Raw genomic sequence first — 21,869 nt, 5'->3', positions numbered from 1 at the left:
TTTAGAAGTTAATTATTACTTTTGCAACCTCAAAATTTGGCCTATTCGTCTAGTGGTTAGGACTCAAGATTTTCATTCTTGCAACAGGGGTTCGATTCCCCTATAGGCTACCAAATTTGATACCATGCCGGATTTAAAAATACAAGAAGCAAAATTGCTTTTTAAGAAAATCCACTCTAACCCAAAAAGTTACGATTTACAAATCAATGAAGAAGGGATTACAGGCAGGGATGATAAAATAAGTTTCAGACTTTACAGGACCGGAGAAAGGGTTGCTTTTGAAGTAACAATAGACGGACTTACTTTCACCAATACCACTGGAGAATGGAACAATGCACTGATCATGTTGGGAAACACGATCAAAAAAATAGAAAAAGAACAGGAAAATTTAAAAATAGAACAAGCAATAGATAAACTTAGAAAATACCTATCAGAAGAAAATTAAAAAATTTTAAAAATAAATTTGGTAGTTTTAAAAAAAGTTTATAGTTTTGCACTCACATTTAAACGATATGGCAAATCATAAATCAGCGTTAAAGAGAATTAGACAGAACGAAGCTAGAAGACTTCGTAACAGATACTACCACAAGACTGCTAGAACTGCAATGAAAGTCTTGAGAAGCGAGGAAGATAAAGCTGCTGCAACAGAGCAACTGCCAAAAGTTATCGCTTTATTGGATAAATTAGCTAAGAAAAACATTATCCACAAGAACAAAGCGGCTAACTTGAAAAGCAAATTAACAAAACACGTTAATAAGTTAGCGTAATACTATAGTAGGCCCGTTCGTCTATCGGTTAGGACCTCAGATTTTCATTCTGGTAAGAGGGGTTCGATTCCCCTACGGGCTACATAATTTAAGAGTTGATACTTATAAAAACAAAACTAACACATTACTTCGGCAATGGAAGATAGAGGGCCCGTTCGTCTATCGGTTAGGACCTCAGATTTTCATTCTGGTAAGAGGGGTTCGATTCCCCTACGGGCTACTTAGCAACAATTAAAAAACTCTGATCAATACAAGTATCAGAGTTTTTTGTTTTTTGAATCCTTACGATTTTCCGAATTCTTTTTATACTATCCATTAAGGTATTTTTACCACGTTAGGAAGATCTAAACTACGCAGGTTTTTACACACAAAGGAGCGATTCAGGTGTTTTATTTTAGCAAAGAAGGACAAACTTTGTCTCTGAAGAGGAGCCTTATCGCACTCATTTGCTTAAAAAGAAATTTTCACTTGCTCGTTTTACCGTATGACATCATAGACAAATCCTGATACTGAAGCTTCCATCAGTTGGTTTTTTGACGTCTTAAATTTTAAGCCTGTTCCACATTCAAACCATTCACATACTCCCTTCAAGCAATTGATACACATCCTACGTGTAACAGTCTATAAGATATGAAAATAGCAGTTCGGCCAAAAAAATCACCAAAAATGGAAATATTATTTTTTACTTTTCCTTTTAATTCTTAAATTTGGCTAAAACTATTCATTTAAATATAAATAACATGAAATTTAATTTACTTATGGGAAATCAGTGCTCATTTAAAGCAGCGCTAATAGCTTTATTTCTAATCTCAGCCAATACATTATCATTTGGCCAGAACAGAATTTATGCCCACGCTCAAAGTTCAGGCGTTTTTGGAGTAGCATGTCTAGGCTGTCGTGTAGACAACCCACAAAATGCAGTTGGGAACAATGAGGACGATTATTCTACAATGGTATTGGGAACTGTATTATTGGGTGGAATTCAGCAAACGTTAACCTTTCCGGATCTTCGGGCCGACACAAGATTGGTTGTAGGCATCGGAACAGATAATATACCATTATCAGTACAGCTGTTAAGCGGTGTAACTCTTGAAACAATGAATGGAGGAACTTCTAACGATGACCGCAGAACAATTGATGTAAGCCTTCTTAAGCTGGGAGCAACTCCTAACAGAGGTACTGTAGAGTTCAAGCCTGAAAAAGCATATGATGGAATCAGGATAGGATTAACAGGTGGAGTACTGAGCCTTGGAGGCGGATTCAGAATTTATTACGCCTATCAGGATCCACTGATCAACATTATGGCTCACAGCCAGGGCGGGCAAATTACCCTTGACGCCAATATTCCGCTGGAAGGATCTCAAGTTGCCCTGACCAATACATCTGGAAAAGAAGTATTCCGTACCAGACTCGGATCAAACACATTTGATTCAAAACAGCCTGAAGGGGTTTATTTCATGACGGTTCAGACCAAAGAAGGAAAAACATACTCACGCAAAATTATTGTTAAATAAATGACAACCCCCAGCCGGCAGATTTTTCAATCTGCCGGTTTTTTTGTGCTTATTTTTAACAAAATTAATATTAACTAAAAATTAATAAAATTATTTTATATAATAAAAATATTTAAACATATATAAAAATTAAAATAAAATAAATACCATAATTAATTTATACGTAAATTTACAAAAACTAAAATCCAAAAATTATTACATATGAAAACCAATTTACTTATGAGACAACGCATGATCAAAGCGGCATTGTCTGCTTCATTTCTGTTCCTGCTGAGCACTGTGTCTTCTGCTCAGATAACCAAAATTTATGCAAACAATCAAACCAGCCAGGTATACGGAATATGTATCGGCTGTGGGGTATTGAATCCTTTGAACGCAATAGGAAGTAACGAAAATGACTATTCCACTCTACAGGTTTCAATAGGTCTGCTGGCCAGAACAGAACAGACCCTCATCTTCCCAAGCAGCAACATCAACAATAACACCAACAAGCTTGTTATCGGAATCGGCTCCAACGGAACGCCTCTGTCTGCCCAGGTACTTGGAGGAGTATCGATCGAAACATTTAATGGCAATGTTTCCAACAATGATTACAGAAACCTCAACAATGACATTCTGAAGCTTGGAGATACTGATCCGAGCAAAGGTGAGATCGAGCTTACCATGAACATTCCTTTTGACCGTATTAAAATTAATGTAAACTCAGGGTTATTAAACCTGGGTGGCGAGCTCAGGGTTTACTACGGATATCAATACAAAGATCCGTATATCAACTTTATAGCTCACAGCGAAGGCGGACAGATCATCCTTGATAAAAATATTTCTGCTGAAGGCTCTGAGGTCACTTTGAGCAATACTTCAGGAAAAGAAGTATTCCGTTCCAAATTAAAATCAAATATATTCGAAACGAAGCAGCCTGAAGGCATTTACATTATGACTCTTCAGACCAAAGAAGGAAAAACGTACTCACGAAAGATTATTATTAAATAAATGAGAGATCCGGACCGGCAGGCTTAAAGCCTGCCGGTGCTGTTTATGTCGGCTTTCAAAGCAACCCTTATCCTGTTAAACAACTTTCAATAGTACAAAACCCCCGGCCAATGAATTGGCCGGGGGTTTTAAAATCAGCTATGCTTAAAAATTATTTTTTAAGCAGCTTTTGCTGGTATGTTGCTTTATTAGTTACAGCCTTCAAAATATATACTCCATTCGGAAGCATACTTACATTAATCTGGTTGTTATTGAGCTGTACATTTACTGATTTACCGGAAGCGTCATAAACAGAAACGTTTAAGATTTTCTCCTGAGTTTTAACCGTAAGGATATCCGTAACCGGATTTGGATAAATACTGAATTCTATTTTCCTCACTTCTGATGTAGCTAAAGTAGAAGCTGTACTGTTGACAGTAAGCATCTTTTCAACAAGTTTTCCGTTTGAATTAAAGCTGATCTTAACATCAGCGGTTCCGGAAGCCAATGGGGTCAGAACAAGCTCGTCATCTGCATTAATCACAGCAGACACAGCCGTCGGATTCGAATTTGATTTAATCGATTTTACAATGGCTGCTGAAAGGTTGTCATTATCTGAAACTACTGTTTTCAGATCAATTACAGAAGCACTGTTCAGGTTAACCTGTGACGGGAAAGTACTGCTAACGGTCGGAAGACCATTATCCGGGAATACGGCTAAAGCCGGGAACCAATAGTAGTCATTAAGTGTCTTTGTATTGGTAAGAGCTCCGGAAGCATTAAAAGTATGGATCCAGTTTTTCTGATAGTGTGCACCATAGCCGCTTTCTGTGGTGTTCAGGATCAGCTCATCAGTTACCGGGTTGACACGAAGTGCCGCACCGTAAGGAATCTGCTTGAATGTGCCTGTCTGGCCTGGAATTACTGCAAAATTTTCGTTAAACGCTTTCGTAGTGACATCAAACTTTACGATCTGTATTCCCGAAACAAAACTGTTAACTGAATTGATCCAGTATAATACATTCTGGCTGCTGCTGGCTGTAAAGCTGCCCGCATTCCATGCTCCCCAAGATCCAAGATATTTCGTAGTCGGAATATTGTATGAAGTAGTAACAAAAGTGGTCGGATGGATATTCACCACTTTCTGATCCTGGATAGCCCAGATGCTTCCGTCTTTCGCCTGAACAACAGAATGGAAAGCTCCGGGTATCGTATTAATCAGGGTATCAGTAGCAGGATCAATTACTAAAATCCCCGCAGACTGCTTCACGGCAAATACATATTTAGAAGAACGGATCATATTTCCGATCTGCCCCGCATATTGACCGCCGCCACCTGTTCCGGCTATTAAGCTTCCAACCTGTAAATTCGTAATATCAAATACATAAATACCATTAGAAGCTCCGATGTAGCCTTTATTCTCGTTAACACCTACAAATGATCTTCCATCTCCGCCGCCGATATCGTTAAAACCGGCAATTTTCTGCATGGTTTGCGCATTGGCTACTACAAGTCTTCCTCCCGGAGTATACTGAGTATCTCCGCCGTCTGCAGCCTGTTTTGAAATAAAATAAAATTTGTCACCATAGATCGTTCCGTATTGGGTCGTTGCTCCAAAGGCATGATTGTTATTTGCGTTACTGTAGACACGGTAGTTGATCTGTCCGTTGCTATCTATAAAGTTTACAGAGCCGTTGGTATGTCCAAACCATTCTTCATTCACCATAAAGTAGCCATTGGTAAAGTTGGCAGAAGCCACATAAGGTGACACCGGCGTCATGGTAGAAGAAATTTCCGGCGAATTAAATGAAGGATTAAAATTCCATACATCCCAGGAGCCGTTCTGCAGCACACGGGAAGTTGCACCTACCCCCGAATATCCGAAATCAGCATCTGTAGGATCTTTTACCCAATAAGACCAGTATCCGTTAACCGTCCATCCGGACTGCCAGTGATCACTGGCATCAGCGGCCGTATAGGTATCGAAATCATAGTCGCTGGTATTCACAACGCCACCTACAGGATAAAGCGGATATGTTGTATTTCCATTTTTGTAAAGAGCGTTGGTATTCTGCCCGTTCAAATCAAATCCTATTCCTCCGATTGCTGTTCCAAATTGTGTTCCCGGATAAAGCAGGGTAAAGAATCTGTGGTCCGCTTGGGCAATTGCTCTCAGCATATCTTCTCCGGTCGCATTTCCGTTCCATCTGAAACCCCATACCAAAGCATCAGGATTTTTACTGTCATTCCACTGTACAACAAAAGCTGCTTCATTCGTTCCGCTTCCCACCCAATACTGGATATCAGAAAAATTGATGTTGGTGGTTACTGTCGTATTCAGCTGGCTGCTGCCCGCACCCTGAATATCATTTCGGGGCACGCCCTGCACTGTTATCTGAGCATTCGTAAAGAACGCGAACAGAAACAGCATGGTAAAAAGGTAAAACTTTTTCATTTTTGAATTATATTGATTAAATTTTGTAGTCTGTATTATTAATTGAGATGCAGATCATAAGCTCCTGCCACTTCCGTAGAAACTTCTCCCAGCCAGCCGGCCTCCTGGTTGATTCCTGTGTACACTTTTATAAAATCTATACCCGGGAGCTTTACATAGTTCCCGTTTTTGTCTACGGCCCAGGAAATATCAATATTGGAAGCTTCATCATTATTCGGGGCATTGTCTGCATAACCATAATCATAAGATGTTCCCACCCAATAAGCTCCCGTTCCGCTCTGGTCGTAAAAATTATCCTTAAGTCTCGTTCCCGTCAGGCTATAAGAAGCATTCGGGAGCCATAAAGGATAATAGCTTTGTGCATGGAAGGTATTTTTAGTTTTAAATCCAGAATTCCCCATATTATCCTGCCATTTGATGTACTCCACATCAGTCTGCCAAAAATCACTTCCGGGAACCGGGGGCTTGTTTTCATTGGGCTTGAAGTATGTTATGCTGTAATTTTTAATTGTTGAACTTTTAAAATATTCACTGCCGGCGATCTCATACCATTCATCTTCATCAGGTTTGCCGTTTTTATTTTTGTCGTAGCCAACCATAATAATTCCGGGCTCGCAGGAACCTGATCTGGTTGCGTTGGCATCATTTCCCCAGAATGCATTGCCGAGGATCTTAAAATCTCTTCCTTCAAGATTAGGAATAGTATGATCGAAGCCGAAAACAACATAGCCTCCAAAACCGCCAAGTGTGATCATCGTAGAATTTCCACCTACCAATGATTCTTTTGCTTTTTTGATCATATCTGCCTCCGTATTTCCGTTTACATATTCCGGGATCTCATTGGTAAACTGCCCCACAGCCGGACGGAATTCAAAAACATCTGCGATATATTTGCTATAAGGCGTCAGCTCTTTATTAACGATGATCGACGACTGATAGCTTTTCACCAGCCCTTTTACTTCCACCTTTAACGTCAAAGGATAAGTTTTTGCATAAGAACTCACAAAATCCAGCTCCTGATTTTCAGAAATAATAGAATCATTGATACTCCATGTCAACTTACCTTCAATTTTCGGGTCTATATTTAAAAGCTTAAGTCTGTCAATCGTATAGGATTCTTTAAGAACTTCCGCAGGAAAAGTCACTTCTTCTACAACTTCTTCACTATCGCTTTTACAGGCTGCAGCTCCCAGCAGAAGCGAAGAGAGAAGTATGGTTTTTAAAATATGTACCGTTTTTCTTTCCATTTTTTCAATCTAATTTATTTATATAAAAAAGTAAAATGAGCAGGAATGTTACCTCCTTCTGTCTTCCATTTGAATTTTCCGTTCTTATCGAAACAGTATACATATCCGGTGGTCACATAGTTTCTGGCATCAGTCAGATAGATATCTTCCGTATAAGGATTTACAGCAATTCCGTAAGGAGCTTTGATCTCATCAGCGTATTGCTGATCAATAATTTTATTGGCAATGACCTGCTCAGTCTTGACATCGATGATCCCGAAGGTTTTGACATAACTATGTGTATTATAATTGAATTCATTGCCATAATAATACAGCTTGTCATTCACGATCGTCATTCCGCTGACAGCAACATGGAAGTCCTTCTTCACCGTTCCCGTAGCAGCATCCACAAGAAACAGACTTGATGGAATATTGTAATAATCTCCTCTGGAACTCACATATAGATCCCCGTAATTATCTTTCTGAATACGGTGGAGATTGATCGCCACATCAATTTTTTTGGTCTGCGTAAAAGTATTGAGGTCAATGACAGAAACTGTTTTATCATAATTCGGGAACATATATCCTCCGGAATTGGCCACAAAAAGCTGATCCCCGATAATTTCCATCTCTTCCGGCTGATACCCAACCACAACCTGTCTTTGAATCGTCAGTGAAGTAGTATCGATCTCTACCACTTTCCCGGGCGGAGAATTTGGGTTTAACTCAACAGGGCCGGCATAGCTGCTGGCATAGACTTTATTTCCTTTAAAAGACAAATAGCGGCAGTTCTGGAGCTGTATGGTCTTGATACGTTTTGCAGTCTTAGCTTCCAGTACTTCAATTTTATTGGAAACATTCACAATCACATACATTTTGCTTCCGTAGATCATGATATCATTTCCTACATCACCCAACTCTTTTACCACACTCGGGTTGATCTCTGCGTAAATATTTTTATGATAAGTTCCGGTAGCATAATCGAAATAATCGAGCGTACACTTGTTGCTGCCCATATTTCCTTCATTCAGAAGATAAAATCCTTTGATGGGAGTATCTTCTCCGGTACCTACTTCATTTTTTTCTGAAGGAACCACATAATCATCTGTCCGGCAGGAGAACAGAAAGAAGATGGTAAGAGCCAGCAGGCAAAAGTTTAGTTTTTTCATAGTATAAAGCTTACAATAAGTTTAAAATTTCTTCCGGGCATCGGATAGTTCCTTACCACGTCATAATATTGATCAAGCATGTTATTGACCTCAAAACTGACCTTGAACTGATGGGAATGCCAGTTGAATTTTCTCTGAATTGATATGTCATGAGTATACCACGGCTGAAGATAATTGGCACGGATATTATTCAGCTGCGCATCATAGCGTTCTCCGGTGTACATAAAGCTGTAATTGAAACTCCAGTCCTTATAATCTGCCATCATGGTAAAAGTTACAGCATGCCATGGCACATAAGGAATCTGGTCTCCATAATAGCTTTCTTTTTTATCGGTAAAATCTCCCGCTCTCTGGTAGGTATAGCTTACCAGAGGTTTCAGTTTAACTTTATTGATATCAAATTCAGCCCGGACATTCACATCTGCACCTATGATCTTTACATTACCCAGGTTTGTCATCATCCATCTGAAAAGATTAGTGGTAGGAACAGCGACAATCTTATCTTCGACTTCATTATAATATCCGTCCACTTTCACATAAATCCCTTTAAAAACTTTATGATCATACAATTTCTGGTAAGTGAAGCCGGCATCATATTGATTCGTATATTCAGGTTTCAGCATTGTGTTTCCGATCATAGTGTAATACAGATCATTGAAAGTCGGCATTCTGAAAACTCTTTTATAAAAAGCCCGTACCGTAAAATCTTTTGCATCAAAAGGCTGATAGCTCAAAAATACAGAAGGTGTCCATTCAGTTTTATCAGGAGACTTGGCATTCATTTTTACATTTTCGTGGACAAAGGTTCCGAGAACGCTTCCCAAAAACTTAAATCCTTTCCACTGATAGGTTGTAGCAAAGGCAAGCAATGAAGTATAGCGGGTAGGATATGAAAAATCCCTAAGGCTGGCATCCAGATTATTATACTGAAAATCAAAGCTGGCACTTACATCCCAGTCTTTATTAATGGAATAAATATTTGATGTGGAAAAATACAGCTCTCTCTGTACATAAGCATTATCTATGGGAAGAGCTGTTGTCGCGACATTAACTGTGTCCAGGAATCTTGTATAATCATATGCGAATTTGGCTTTAACCTGGGTTTCAAATTTTGGAAACAGTTTTTTCCTGAAACCGGCCTGAACAAAATAATTTTCATCCAGCATCTGCTGCCCTTTAGGTCCAAAATCATTATTGACAATGGCGGTAGGAATCCCACGATCTGAAATATAACCATACCCCCTCACATTCCAGCTTCCTTCATCAATGGTCCCGTGAAAACTGGTTTCAAAACGTTTGGCTCTGATATAAGAATCGTATCTTCTCGCAATGGTATCATTGGCAATAGATCCGTCAGAATTTTTCTTCTCATATTTATACTTATATAGTCCGTCGCTCTGTAAAAACTCCGAACTGAAACTTGCAGAAACCCTGTCTGAAAGCTTTTGTTCCAGACGGAACGAAGGATTAAATAAACTGATGGAGCCTAATTTGAGCTTAAGCGTCAAGTTCGTTTTTTGATCTCCCTTAAAAACAGGTGTTTTAGGCTGAAGATAAACTGACCCTGAAGATCCGAAGTCTTTTGCCGGCTGGAAAATCTCACTTTTCTGACCATTATACAAAGAAACCGATTCTATATCATCCAATGAAAATTTTCCAAGATCTACAATACCGTTCTGCACATTTCCCAGCTGGATACCATCATAGAAAACGCCTACATGCTGGCTTCCCATACTCCGGATATTCACCGTTTTCAGGCCGCCCATACCTCCATAATCCTTGATCTGTATCCCGGAAAAATACCGCAAGGCATCAGCTACCGACTGGCTGTTCAGCCTTTCAAGCTCCTCACCCTGTAATGTCTGTGCCGGAAGGATTTCCTTAAAATTCTTTTTATAGATTTCGACAGCTTTGATCGCTTCTTCTTTGAGACTGTCCTTTTTCTTTGTTTGGGAAAACAAGAATTGAGATGTTAACACCAAAGCGGTGAAAACAATTTTATGAAATTGAGATATAATCAGTTTTGCCACCATTAGCTCATTCATGGATAATGATGACGCCAATGGATATAAGAAAGCAACGACAAAGTACAGTGATCACTGCACAGAATCATTGTTGTCCTAAGCTTTATTCCACGAAAGCGTCAAACGTTTAATTTTCTGGCAGGTCTTCTGACTTACTCCATTTTTGAAATCCTTCCCATTAAAAAAACAGTGGATATATTCTTCAAAAACTCTGGTGCGGAGCTTACAGCAGCGGGTCTGTTCCGGATTTCCACCGGATTCCCTTTTAAGAGCTTTTTACGGCTCACCAAATTTCGGCAAATATAGACAATTATTAATATATATTCGTCAACAACGAAATGATTCACAATATTATAAATATACCAAAAGAAATAAAAACTGCCACGAATGCACAAATCCTTTTATTCGTACATCCGTAGCAGGAACAATTGTTTACATTCTCAGCTATATCCCGATATTCAGGAAAATACTGAACCTTGATTTCGCCTCGATATCTCCTCCCGCCAGATGGGTATACACCGGAAGCATGACTTCGCTTCCCAGGCTGAACCTTTTATAGGAAGCTTCAAATCCCAGCTTTCCATACAATGCGCTTCCGGAAGTATTAGGCAGCCCTTCACCAAACTGTTTATTTTGAGCGTAGACTTCTCCCTGAAGCCCGGTCTTAACAGAAAATACAGTCTTTTCATTTCCTGTAATCTGATAAAAACCTGTGGCTGCATAATTCCACTGATTTCCGAAGCGGTAATGCTTTTTGTTTTCTGTCTTGATGGTGTAATCCGTATTGATCAATACCGCAATCTTGTTTTTTTGAAATTTATAGTTCAGAGCAGCCTGATAATCCCAGCTTCCGGTTCCCAGCTGAAAGCTGGGATTGACTCCTGATATTCCTTTTTCATCGAACTTACCGAGAGGAACTTTCACTCCCAGCCCTCCACTCAGCTGATGAAAATTATCTTTAGAACCTATTAACCGGTAAATTCCCATCAGGTTCAGATCACCAATCCCATTGATCCTGATATCCCCCTGCATTGTTTTTTTTTCATGAAAATGGAATGGCAGACTTGCATAAACACTCAATTTTTCCGTCACCGGAATCTTACCCCAAAGCTGTAATGTATTGAAATACTGATCCTGAGTCAGGTCTTTTACAAATAAGTTTTCTTTTGCCTTATAATGCTGGGCAAAGTATTTGATCCCGATAAACTGTGGATTCAATAAAGATTCAAAACCGGATGAACCGTTTCCTGCCGCACAGCCACATGCATCACAATCTTCATAAAAACTGATCCGGCTGAAGCTTTCCGGAACAATATAAGCACTGTCTCTGACCGTCTTTGCCTGGTTCATATTAAATACAGCCAGACCTATTATCAATATGATCTTCTTCATGTTTTCTTAAATTATTCTGCAAATTTTGGATTGGATATAAAATTCTTATCGGACAATGTTTTCAGGAAAGCGATAATAAGCTGCTTTTCCTGATCACTCATTGCAATTCCCGTATGACCATTCTGTTTGAGCTGTGGGTCCAGATTGGGATTATCTTCCACATGATCAGAATAGAAATTTAGCACGGCCTCCAGGGTGTAAAATCTTCCGTCATGCATATAGGGAGCCGTATATTCAATGTTTCTTAAACTTGGAACCCTGAATTTCATCCAATCAGCCTGAGTAAGGGTAACACGATACCTTCCCGCATCTTTAAATCCGGTATTATAATACATTCCTGTATTCCTGAAGCTTTCATCAGTGAACAGCTCTCCGCTATGACAAGAAGCACATTTCTGATTAAATAAGGTCATTCCCTGAGATTCTTCAGTAGTAAACTGCTCTTTTCCCTGTCTGAACCTGTCATATTTTGAATCCGCTGATATCAATGAGGTCATAAACTGGGATAATGCCTTCAGAATCCTCTCCCCTGTAATGGCTTCATCTCCGTAGGCAGCCATAAAAAGTTTTTTATATTTCTGATCGTTTTTGATCTTCGAAATGGCTTCCGGAATGGAGCTGTCCATTTCATTGACATCCGTAATCGGGCTAATAGGCTGCTCGTTCAGATTATGGATCACTCCATCCCACATATATCTCTTCAAAAAAGCCATGTTTTGAAGAGGTGGTGCGTTTCTGATCCCGATCCTGTCATCAACACCGTGGCTCACCGTATGCCCGTGATGGGTAAACGCATTTTCCTGGATATGGCAAAATCCGCATGAAATGGTATTGTTCCCGGAAAGCCTGCCCTCATAAAATAATTTCCGTCCCAATTCTACTCCATTTTTTGTCACCGGATTCACCGATTGATCAAAAGTCATCTCCGGGAAGTAAGAAGGAAACTGCAGATTGTAAGCTTCATCTTTTTCCAATGGCTGAATGACCTCATCGGAACAGGAAATACAGCTTACTAAAAGTACCAATAGAACAAGTATGGTTTTAAACAAAAAATTAATCATTATGAACGTGATCTACTTTAAACATTTTTGTAATATTATTCGTCACATCCATAAGGTGCACGCCTGATCCCATCATCATATCATTCGCTGTTGTCAATGTAAGAGCTTTATCTCCGCTCAAAAACTGATTCAGGTCTGCAAGAATATGGATAGAAGGGCGTATCTGCCCGGTAACTCTTGCTGTTGTAGGTAAGTTCAGCGTAATTTCACGGTATAGATCCGGAGTGTTGTTGGCTGCCGTATTCCCCATATTTCCGGTATGATTCATAAATTCTTTAGAAGGAGCATCAGTACCATACTTGCCTTCCAGCTTTACAAAGACATACCCTGCAGCCCATGACCATGACATCCCTTTCTGCTTGGCTTTGGTCCAGAATTCCGCCTGACCATCCTGCCCAAGCAGATATGCTTTCTGGCTGATTCCCAATCCGAATTTTATCTTCTTATAGTTATTTTTCGGAATACCGGACAGATTGAGATATACTATTCCTGCTACAGCATCCGCCTGATCTACAATGAAAGCTCCTTTATCAGGATTATTTTCATTGTATTTAAACTCATTTCCACTCTCGTCGGTCAGGGTGATATTACTGACAACATATTTTAAAGACGAGAAATTATGCTTTTGCCCCTGTGAAGAGGTCTGTACGGTTTGATTCAGAACGATGTCTCCTAAATTATTGAATCCGTTTTCAAACTTGATCTGAAGGTTCCCGGGTGTGGTATCCTGCTGATCATCATCCCTGCTGCTGCCGCAGGATAAAAAAGTGAATAAAGTAAGGGCAATAAAGAATAATGATAAAAATTTATAAATTTTCATTGTTGATTTTTTAAGTTGGATAAATACAATAGAATTGTTTTGAATGCTGAAAAGCATTCATTTTTTTCCACAAAAGCACAAAAGTTTAAACACTTAAGTCATTGTAAGCTTTGCGCATGATACTTCCGGGCAAAGCCTTTTGTAACTTTTATGGTTAAATAGTTGAATAATATGTATGACTTAAAAAACCGGCGGTTTGAAAATAGACTTCAGAAACAGGAAAGAATACGCTGTTTCATAGATAAAATTGAAATTGAAAAACAGCTTTTTTTCAGTAACAGAAATCTCTGTAATGTCAGGAAGAATATAAATATCAAGGATCTTCTGTCCTGTATTTTTTGTTTTTTGTAAAGGTGAAGATTCTGAATCGTTGGTCTTTGCAAGTTCTTTGCTCAGGTAACATTTTCCGTTACAGTGAATCTCCGGTTTACTTTTATTAACACACAATGTGTTTACGATATAATCATAATTTACAGCATACTCCGCTAATGGTATCAAAGGTCTGAACACCATATAAAAGGTAAAGAGTATGCTGTAAAAGAATTTCATCAGATTATTTTTTGCTTAAAGCTTCATCATATCTTTTGCTGACTTCTTTCCAGTTCAGCACATTCCAGATAGCAGAAAGGTAATCCGCTCTTTTATTCTGATATTTCAGATAATAAGCATGCTCCCAAACATCGATTCCCAGAATGGGTGTTCCTTTTTCTTCTACAATATCCATCAGAGGATTATCCTGATTGGGTGTTGAGGAAACAAATAATTTCCCGTTTTTATCCACAGAAAGCCAGGCCCATCCCGAACCGAAACGATCTGCACCGGCTTTACTCATTTTTTCTTTGAAAGCATCCATGCTTCCGAAAGTTTCATTGATTGCCTTCGCCAATTTTGCAGAGGGCTGTGTATTTTTTTCCGGGGTTAGGATTGTCCAGAAAAGCTCGTGGTTGTAGTGACCTCCCGCATTGTTTCTTACGGCAGGACTTAACTTGGAAGTTTCAGCAAGGATCTGAACTAGCGTCTGTTTTTCCTGTGGTGTTCCTGCAATCGCTTTATTCAGATTGCTTGTGTAGGCTGCTCCATGTTTTGAGTAATGGATTTCCATGGTCTGCGCATCGATAGAGCCTTCCAATGCATTATACGCATACGGCAAAGGGGTCTGCTTAAACTGAGCCAGTGTAAACTGGGCTGCAAAAACTGCACTTACAGCAGCTATTTTCAAAATCTTCATAATGTTTTGTTTTATGGTTGAACAATATTTTTTTATTAAGCTGGAAGAGGGATAATGGAGGCTGGAAATAATTTACCATTAAAGTATCCCTTCTCCAACTTCTATTTACTTTATATCAAAAACCGTTAGAGCTTCATCGTCTGGAATAACTTCCAGCTTCCCTCCTTCCTATTTCAATAATTTATTAATGTCTTCGATCAGAATTTCCCTGTCAGGGTGATATTTCCCGTTTAGCCTCGGTGTCTTACCTTCCGGATCATCATAATTCAATCCTGAGTAATACAGGATCGGCATGTTCTCTTTATTATACCTGCACCGGATATTTCCGTCCTGATCTACCAGGGCAATCATTCCACTGTGATTAAGACTTTCGCTTTCATCTTCTTTGTCTCCAACATAGATATTAAACTGATCTGCAAGTTTACCTATATATGTTCTGTCTCCTGTTAAGAAATGCCAGTTGGGAGATGTTGCTCCTATCCTCTTTGCATGCTCTTTCAATGCTTCCGGAGTATCATTTTCCGGATCAATGCTGATGGAGATGATTCCAAAATCGGGATTATTGACCTGATTTTGGATCGCTTTCATATTGGTATTCATCACAGGGCATATCGTAGGACATTTGCTGAAGAAAAACTCTACGAGATATACTTTTCCCAACATATCTTTATTGGTAATTTTTTTATTGTTCTGATCAGTCAGTTCAAAATCCGGAACTTTCATCACGGTATAAAGATTCTTTTTAAAGTATCCCATCCCTATACCTATTCCCAGAAAAAGCAGCGCTATTACAGCAATTGGTACAATTACCTTACTCTTATTATTGGTCTTATTATTTTTGGGCATACTTTTCAGGGCTTTGTTTGAATTCATCTTTACAGTAAGAACTGCAAAAACCGTACGTTTTATTTTTGTATACGGCAGTATCTTTCAGGAATTCTGCCGTTTTCATATGACAGATCGGATCTTCTTCATTTACCACCTGTACATTCTTTATATTTTCTCCGGAAGAGCTCATATTGCTTTTATGCTTTACCTGAGGGGCTTCCTTGGCACATGACACTAATGATATTGACAGCAGAGCCGTCAAAATAATCTGAGATTTCATTTTAATGTTAAATTGAAATTAATAATGTTAAATAAATTGATAACTCCAGGGATAAGTTAAAACCTTCCAAGAGCAAACCACAAAATTCAGCACATTTAAACAAGTTAAAATGATACTGCTACAAATAAAACATTTCGACTTTGAGCAGAGAGAAAAGATTATACCTTCTGCAGCTTACATTTTTTATGTACCTGTATTTTATGACTTTATAGGAAAGCTTCAACATTTTCCGTCATAAAACTAAAAATATAGTTTAAATTGAAATTAAACTAAAGGAGGATGGAATATCCGGGAAACGTATTCTGAAGTATGAGAACTCATATATCCTGAATCTGATACGCCAACAGATAGCTCAGCGTTCAATTGATGGGAAAAGGAGAGAATATCATGAGAAAGAAAGACATCTAATCCTGCAATTTTTACCGTTTGGGAGCTATTGGACTGTTTCTCTGTCTTTGCCAGCTCTTTTTCCACATAGCATTTGCCTTTACATGTAGACTGTGGTATTTCTCTGTTTTCACAAAGGTTATTCACAATGTAGTCATAGTTAACAGCATAATTTACCAATGGCAAAACGGGACGTACTGCAACGGTAAAAATGATGAATATGGAAATTAATAATCTCAACGATTCTGTTCTCTTCTACAAATATACTACTTCAAAATTGTTTTATGCTTTATTTATGATGAATGTCATTGATGGTTTTTGTTAATTTTTCTTGATGATGGTTTGGATTGTTGTTCGAATACGCAGCGGGGCAAAGCCCCGTTCAATAAAGACCTTTATAAGTCGCAGGGATTTTATCTCTGACAAAACTGCATGGTGTCTACTGTATGTTTTTAATCTGTTACCTATAAAAATCGCATAACTGTGTCTGTTACTGTAACTATATTATTCGGAACTTTGGACGTAAAGTTTCAGAACTTAAAAGACACTCAAAATCAGGACGTTTGATATCTTTGCCCTTTCAAAACGAAAAAATTTAGTTCTTTATAAAAGTTTAATCTTGTTAATAAAGGCTCTGTTGGTTTCTCCGCAGAGCTTTTTTATTCTCGTGATGATCTGATTTATTGGAATACGCAAAAGATTTTAATCTATGATAAAACTGTAATACTGACTGATGTACTCTCGCCGATTGTGCTGATTACACAGATTTTCATAAGAAGGTATAAGAATTTTATTTGTACAACATTTTTTGTTCATAAAAAACTGTCTCTTAAATATTCTTTTTTTGGCTTTTTACCATTTCGCCCTTTTGCCTCTTAAGGAAAAATAAAAGCTCCACTGAAAACAGCAGAACTTTTATTCAATATAATTTAGTCTATGTCTATTTTTTTCGGTTTTATTTTCTTCGCCTTTTTACCTTCTAAAATTTCATTCTCTGAATCCGCACCGCATTTAAAATAGCCAGCAATGCCACTCCTACATCGGCAAACACAGCTTCCCACATAGTTGCCAGACCTCCTGCTCCAAGGATTAAAACAATTGCTTTTACGGCAAAGGCTAAGATAATATTCTGCCAAACGATCTTTTTCGTTTGCTTACCGATATTGATTGCCATGGGGATTTTACCTGGCTTATCATCCTGAATCACAACATCTGCTGTTTCTATGGTAGCATCACTTCCCAAGCCTCCCATTGCAATTCCGACGTCACTTAATGCAACGACCGGAGCATCGTTTACTCCATCTCCCACGAAAGCTACGGTTTGGTTTTTAGCTTTGATCTCTTTTACCTTATTCACCTTATCTTCAGGCAACAGGTCTCCGAATGCATTGTCGATACCAAGCAGATCGGCCACATATTTCACAACCGTACTTTTATCTCCACTCAGCATGGTGGCTTTTACATTCATTTTATGCAGGTTGTCAACCGTTTGTTTTGCATCTTCTTTTATACTGTCTGCAATGGTAATATATCCTGCAAACTTTTTATCATAGGCTACAGCAATCAAGGTATACACAATATTGGCATGGTTGAGATCATAGCTGATGCTGAACTTATCCATCAGCTTAAAGTTTCCTACCAATAGTTCTTTTCCGTTAACCGTTGCCTTCAGTCCATGCCCTGCAATTTCTTCAACGTTTTCCAACGGAATAGCGTAATTGATATCACCTACATAATTGTGAATCGCCGTAGCCACCGGATGTGTGCTTTTACTTTCCAGAACATTAACCATCTGAAGAATTTCATCTTTATTAAATTCAGGGCTGATGCTGACCTCCTGAACTTCAAATACGCCCTCTGTCATCGTTCCGGTTTTATCCATTACTACATTTTGGATCTCTGCAATGCTGTCCAGGAAATTACTTCCTTTAAATAAAATTCCATTGCGGCTTGCAGCACCTATTCCACCGAAATATCCTAACGGGATAGAAATTACTAAGGCACAAGGACAAGAAATTACAAGAAAGATCAGTGCCCTGTACAGCCAGTCTCTGAACTGATAGTCACTGACAAAGAAATACGGAAGTAAGCAGATTGCTATGGCCAGCAATACAACGATCGGTGTATACACTTTAGCGAATTTTCTGATGAATAGTTCTGTTGGTGCTTTTTGGGCCGTCGCATTTTGGACTAACTCCAGTATTTTACTCAGCTTACTGTCTTCATAAGCGGTAGTCACGTTTACGAGAGCAATACTATTCATATTGATCATTCCTGCCAGTACCGCTTCTCCCTTATTTTTGGTATCCGGTTTACTCTCTCCTGTTAAAGCAGCCGTATTGAATGAGGCTGAATCTGAAAACAGCTCACCATCCAAAGCCAGTTTCTCACCTGGTTTCAGCTGAATAACGTCACCTGCTTTGGCTTCTTTTGCCTTAATGGTTTTGGGCTGATTATTTTCCATAACCGTCACCTCATCAGGACGCTGATCAAGCAAAGCCTTTATATTTCCTTTTGCTCTGGTCACCGCCATAGACTGGAATACCTCACCTACTGCATAGAACAGCATTACTGCTACTCCTTCAGGGTATTCTCCGATAGCGAAGGCTCCAATAGTCGCTATTCCCATCAGAAAGAACTCTGAAAAAACATCTCCGTTGATGATACTTTTACAAGCATCTTTCAATACTGGAAATCCTACAGGGATATAAGCTACCAGGTACCATACTAAACGTACCCATCCTGTAAACCATGTCGGTTGTATATAATTGTCAAAAGCGATTCCCAATAGCAGGATGACAAAGGATATGATGGCCGGGAGAAACATCTGAAACGCGGTCTGGTCACCGGTATTATGAGAATGGCCATGTCCGTCATGATCATGCCCATCACCTTCTGAGTGATTATGCTTGTGTCCTTTTGTATCTGGTTTTTCCGGGGTTGTGCTACAGCATTTTTCCATAACTGATATTTTTATACAAATTTAGGGTTGAGACAGATGCAATGCTATTGCAAACTTTCAATACAGTTTTCGCAGATTCCTTTAGCAAACAATCTTATTTCATCAATCCTGAAACTGGTCTGTATATTTTCAGGAAAGGAAATATCCTCTTTGCAGGTAGTCTGCTTACATATTTTACAATAGAAATGCAGATGCCAGTCTTTATGTGTTTTTTCATCACAATCATCTTCGCACAGCTTATATCTGGTAGTTGTATTTTCCTGTATGCTGTGAACAATTCCTTTTTCTTCAAAGGTTTTTAATGTTCTGTAAATGGTGATCCTGTCCGCATTGTCAAAGTGGTTTTCTATTTCGGAAAGGGACAGGGCCGCTTCCTGAGCGCTTAAAAAATCATATACCAGAATCCTCATGCTGGTAGGCTTGGTATTTTTATCGATGAGTTTGCTTTCTATATCTTTTTTCATGTTCAATAAATTTAAATATTACAGATGTACTTCATTTTCTTCATAGCCTTCTTCCCCCATCTGATATCCGTATGTTTTGGAAATTACATTTCATAATACAATGTATTTTCTTTTTTTAAGGGAACGTTCTGTTCACCAGTCATTTGTCTGATATTGGTCTCAATGGTCTGAGCCAAAGAAGTCATCGGAGTATCTACCGGACCGTTCTCAAACGGATCCTGCATAATGATCGATGTTTTTTCTATCATAATAAATACAACGGGAATAAGAAAAGTAATCATCATCTCAACAGACAGCTGCGAATCATCAAGGCCAAATGGAAGTATCGCCGCAAACACATAGATCAAAATATGCACAAGGACACTGTAAGATCTTGGAAAAACGGTATTTTTCAGCCTTTCACATTTCCCCATACTGTCGCAAAGCCTTGTGATAATGTCATTCAGCTGCATTTGCTGAAAATCGGTAAGCCTTTTGGAAGCAGCAATTTCTTTCAGCTGCTGAGAATGGGCATCCAAAAGGGCATTCGGGATATTCATCGCCCTGATCTGATGCTGATCCAGATATTGCTGGACTTTTTCAGAAAAAGGCAGCCTTCTCAGAGATTCCCCAAGGGCATAGGTCCAGATGATCTGCCGGTCAGCAAATTCTTTTATGGCTTTATCATTTCCTTCAGGCATAAACTGAATGATCAGTCTCATAAATGTTCTGGAATCATTGACTATGGCTCCCCAAACCGTTCTGGCCTCCCACCATCTTTCGTACGATTGAGAGGTACGGAAAGCCAGCAACAGCGAAACCGCTGTTCCTAAAAGTGCCGGAATATTCAAAGGAAGGGATATCTTCTGAAACCATGGCAGCATATCTAAAAGTCCTATAGCTACGGCAAATATTCCGATGAACAGAATTTGGGATTTTATTTCACGGATGAAATACCAGACTGATATTTTTTTGTTTAATAACATACTAGGTCATGTATTAAATGTTGTAAGATGATCTTTACTTCCCTCAGTCGGTTAAACAGCTCTAATGTAAGGATAAAAATCGACATTTCACTGATTCCGACAGGCTTAATTAATGTTCGTGTTCTCCCGAATTCACTAATTTAGCGTTGACAAAAAAGGCTCCTTTTACCACAATTTTAGCATTGTCCGGAATGTTCCCTACAGGAGTGATAGCAGTATATCCCATATCTGAAGTTCCTTTCACCACCTCTATTTTTTCAAAGTTCAAAGTTTTAGGATGGGGTTTTCCTTTTTCATCATGCTCCTCCTCTACTTTTTTATCGGTCTGCATGAACACATAATATTTACCGTCCGCTTCTACAATCGCTTCTGTTGGAACAGCAGGTGTAGTACTTTTATCAAGGCTTACAATTCCGGTGATGTTCATTCCGTCAATCAGACCAGATTTGTTTCCGATCACTTCGCAATGCATCGAAATCGTTTTGCTTTCGTTTTCAAAAGAAGATCCTATGCTGTAAATTTTGGCGTCATATTCTGTTTCAGGGTTGTTCGTCAGTTTAAAATGAACGATCTGCCCTACTCTCATTTTAGGAAGGTCTTTTTCAAATACCTGAAGATCCAGGTGGATGGAACCATTATCAATTACCGTGGCAACAGGTTGAGAAATATCTACATAGCTTCCTATTTGTGCTGTAATACCACTGATCGTACCACTGATCGGAGATGTGATAACCAATCCTGATCTCATATTTCCGTTATTGACCTGCCCGGGGCTGATCCCCATCATCTGGAGCTGTTTTAAAAGAGACGCTCTTTTGGTTCTTAATGTTTTCAGCTCCGCATCAGCACTCTGCAGGTTCTTCTTTGCGCCCGCATCATTATCAAAAAGCTCTTTTTGTCTTCTGTATTCCTGTTTAGCATAGGTAATCCTGCTGTTTGTCGTCAGATAATCCTCCTGAAGCTGGATGTATTCAGGGTTAGCGATCGTTGCGATTACCTGCCCTTTTTTCACAATGCTTCCTACCTGAATATTTATTGTCTTAATAATTCCTCCGTATAAAGAAGTAATTGTTGCCTTGTTACTATTAGGAACGCTCAACAATCCGTTCGCTTTAATAGTGGACGTCAGTTCTTTCATCTCTACTGTACCTAAAGCAACTCCCACTGATTTCATTTGTTCTTCCGTCAATGAGGCAATGGTTTCCGGGGCTTCTTCATGTGGTTTTTCTTTCTGCTCGGTTTTTTCAGGGGCTTTTTCCTCTGAAGCTTCTTTTTTTCCACAGCTTATTATCAGCAGAGAGATCAGCGCAAGAAATAGGATATTATATTTGAGTATCATAGATGAGTATTTATTTTTT

Annotated in this window: 20 protein-coding genes, 3 tRNA genes and 1 riboswitch; of the genes, 7 read left to right on the top strand and 16 right to left on the bottom strand. The window is 39.0% G+C overall.

Annotation, left to right across the window (positions count from 1 at the left end):
* Window positions 1-38: 38 nt before the first annotated feature.
* The 7 genes from AC4IF5_RS06465 (at window position 39) to AC4IF5_RS06435 (ending at window position 3,271) form a co-directional block, all read left to right on the top strand.
* Window positions 39-113, top strand: a tRNA-Glu gene (locus AC4IF5_RS06465).
* 11 nt (window positions 114-124) lie between these two features.
* Entirely contained in the window at window positions 125-445 is a 321-nt protein-coding gene (locus AC4IF5_RS06460; RefSeq protein ID WP_490732792.1) for a hypothetical protein, read from the top strand.
* A 67-nt stretch (window positions 446-512) separates the two neighbouring features.
* Window positions 513-767 carry a 30S ribosomal protein S20 gene (gene rpsT / locus AC4IF5_RS06455; RefSeq protein WP_101238480.1) on the top strand — a complete coding sequence of 85 codons (255 nt, stop codon included), beginning with the start codon at window positions 513-515 and terminating at the stop codon, window positions 765-767.
* Between the two features lie 10 nt (window positions 768-777).
* Window positions 778-849 (top strand) — tRNA-Glu (locus tag AC4IF5_RS06450).
* Between the two features lie 66 nt (window positions 850-915).
* A tRNA-Glu gene (locus AC4IF5_RS06445) sits at window positions 916-987 on the top strand.
* A gap of 520 nt (window positions 988-1,507) precedes the next feature.
* Window positions 1,508-2,281: a T9SS type A sorting domain-containing protein gene (locus tag AC4IF5_RS06440; RefSeq protein ID WP_490732790.1), complete on the top strand. Its 774-nt coding sequence runs from the start codon at window positions 1,508-1,510 to the stop codon at window positions 2,279-2,281.
* Window positions 2,282-2,482: 201 nt separating this feature from the next.
* Entirely contained in the window at window positions 2,483-3,271 is a 789-nt protein-coding gene (locus AC4IF5_RS06435) for a T9SS type A sorting domain-containing protein (protein WP_490732788.1), read from the top strand.
* 151 nt (window positions 3,272-3,422) lie between these two features.
* Here the strand turns inward: AC4IF5_RS06435 and AC4IF5_RS06430 are convergent, their stop codons facing one another.
* The 16 genes from AC4IF5_RS06430 to AC4IF5_RS06355 form a co-directional block, all read right to left on the bottom strand.
* Window positions 3,423-5,705, bottom strand: a complete 2,283-nt coding sequence (locus AC4IF5_RS06430; RefSeq protein ID WP_490732786.1) for a DUF5074 domain-containing protein — start codon at window positions 5,703-5,705, stop codon at window positions 3,423-3,425.
* Between the two features lie 38 nt (window positions 5,706-5,743).
* Window positions 5,744-6,952, bottom strand: coding sequence for a cell surface protein (locus AC4IF5_RS06425; protein WP_490732784.1), 1,209 nt, complete (start codon window positions 6,950-6,952; stop codon window positions 5,744-5,746).
* Between the two features lie 14 nt (window positions 6,953-6,966).
* Complete coding sequence (locus AC4IF5_RS06420; RefSeq protein ID WP_490732782.1) at window positions 6,967-8,100, bottom strand: YncE family protein; 1,134 nt, start codon at window positions 8,098-8,100, stop codon at window positions 6,967-6,969.
* The gene (locus AC4IF5_RS06415; RefSeq protein WP_490732780.1) at window positions 8,097-10,061 is read right to left on the bottom strand and encodes a TonB-dependent receptor plug domain-containing protein; all 1,965 of its coding nucleotides are present in this window, start codon (window positions 10,059-10,061) and stop codon (window positions 8,097-8,099) included. Before AC4IF5_RS06415 ends, AC4IF5_RS06420 begins: the two co-directional genes overlap by 4 nt.
* A 183-nt stretch (window positions 10,062-10,244) precedes the next feature.
* Window positions 10,245-10,430, bottom strand: a riboswitch (cobalamin riboswitch).
* 138 nt (window positions 10,431-10,568) lie between these two features.
* Window positions 10,569-11,516, bottom strand: coding sequence for a transporter (locus AC4IF5_RS06410; RefSeq protein ID WP_490732778.1), 948 nt, complete (start codon window positions 11,514-11,516; stop codon window positions 10,569-10,571).
* 11 nt (window positions 11,517-11,527) lie between these two features.
* Window positions 11,528-12,577 carry a cytochrome-c peroxidase gene (locus AC4IF5_RS06405; protein ID WP_490732776.1) on the bottom strand — a complete coding sequence of 350 codons (1,050 nt, stop codon included), beginning with the start codon at window positions 12,575-12,577 and terminating at the stop codon, window positions 11,528-11,530.
* Window positions 12,570-13,397 (bottom strand): MbnP family protein, encoded by an 828-nt coding sequence (locus tag AC4IF5_RS06400; protein ID WP_490732774.1) that lies wholly within the window; start codon window positions 13,395-13,397, stop codon window positions 12,570-12,572. The genes AC4IF5_RS06405 and AC4IF5_RS06400 overlap by 8 nt, the downstream gene beginning before the upstream one ends.
* Window positions 13,398-13,577: 180 nt before the next feature.
* A complete protein-coding gene (locus tag AC4IF5_RS06395; protein WP_490732772.1) occupies window positions 13,578-13,946 on the bottom strand; it encodes a hypothetical protein in 369 nt (122 codons plus the stop codon).
* Window positions 13,947-13,950: 4 nt separating this feature from the next.
* Window positions 13,951-14,625: a superoxide dismutase gene (locus tag AC4IF5_RS06390; RefSeq protein WP_490732770.1), complete on the bottom strand. Its 675-nt coding sequence runs from the start codon at window positions 14,623-14,625 to the stop codon at window positions 13,951-13,953.
* A 168-nt stretch (window positions 14,626-14,793) separates the two neighbouring features.
* Entirely contained in the window at window positions 14,794-15,471 is a 678-nt protein-coding gene (locus AC4IF5_RS06385) for an SCO family protein (protein WP_490732768.1), read from the bottom strand.
* Window positions 15,458-15,733: a YHS domain-containing protein gene (locus AC4IF5_RS06380; RefSeq protein ID WP_490732766.1), complete on the bottom strand. Its 276-nt coding sequence runs from the start codon at window positions 15,731-15,733 to the stop codon at window positions 15,458-15,460. The genes AC4IF5_RS06385 and AC4IF5_RS06380 overlap by 14 nt, the downstream gene beginning before the upstream one ends.
* A 264-nt stretch (window positions 15,734-15,997) precedes the next feature.
* Window positions 15,998-16,360 carry a hypothetical protein gene (locus AC4IF5_RS06375; protein ID WP_490732764.1) on the bottom strand — a complete coding sequence of 121 codons (363 nt, stop codon included), beginning with the start codon at window positions 16,358-16,360 and terminating at the stop codon, window positions 15,998-16,000.
* Window positions 16,361-17,099: 739 nt separating this feature from the next.
* On the bottom strand, window positions 17,100-18,749 hold the full coding sequence (locus tag AC4IF5_RS06370; RefSeq protein WP_490733023.1) for a heavy metal translocating P-type ATPase: 1,650 nt from the start codon (window positions 18,747-18,749) through the stop codon (window positions 17,100-17,102).
* A gap of 377 nt (window positions 18,750-19,126) precedes the next feature.
* The gene (locus AC4IF5_RS06365; protein WP_490732763.1) at window positions 19,127-19,546 is read right to left on the bottom strand and encodes a Fur family transcriptional regulator; all 420 of its coding nucleotides are present in this window, start codon (window positions 19,544-19,546) and stop codon (window positions 19,127-19,129) included.
* 83 nt (window positions 19,547-19,629) lie between these two features.
* On the bottom strand, window positions 19,630-20,511 hold the full coding sequence (locus AC4IF5_RS06360; protein ID WP_490732761.1) for a bestrophin family protein: 882 nt from the start codon (window positions 20,509-20,511) through the stop codon (window positions 19,630-19,632).
* A 109-nt stretch (window positions 20,512-20,620) separates the two neighbouring features.
* The gene (locus AC4IF5_RS06355) at window positions 20,621-21,850 is read right to left on the bottom strand and encodes an efflux RND transporter periplasmic adaptor subunit (RefSeq protein WP_490733021.1); all 1,230 of its coding nucleotides are present in this window, start codon (window positions 21,848-21,850) and stop codon (window positions 20,621-20,623) included.
* Window positions 21,851-21,869: the final 19 nt, after the last annotated feature.

The sequence above is a fragment of the Chryseobacterium sp. UF-290 genome (assembly GCF_058245615.1).
This window is presented reverse-complemented; position numbering and strand designations above follow the sequence as displayed.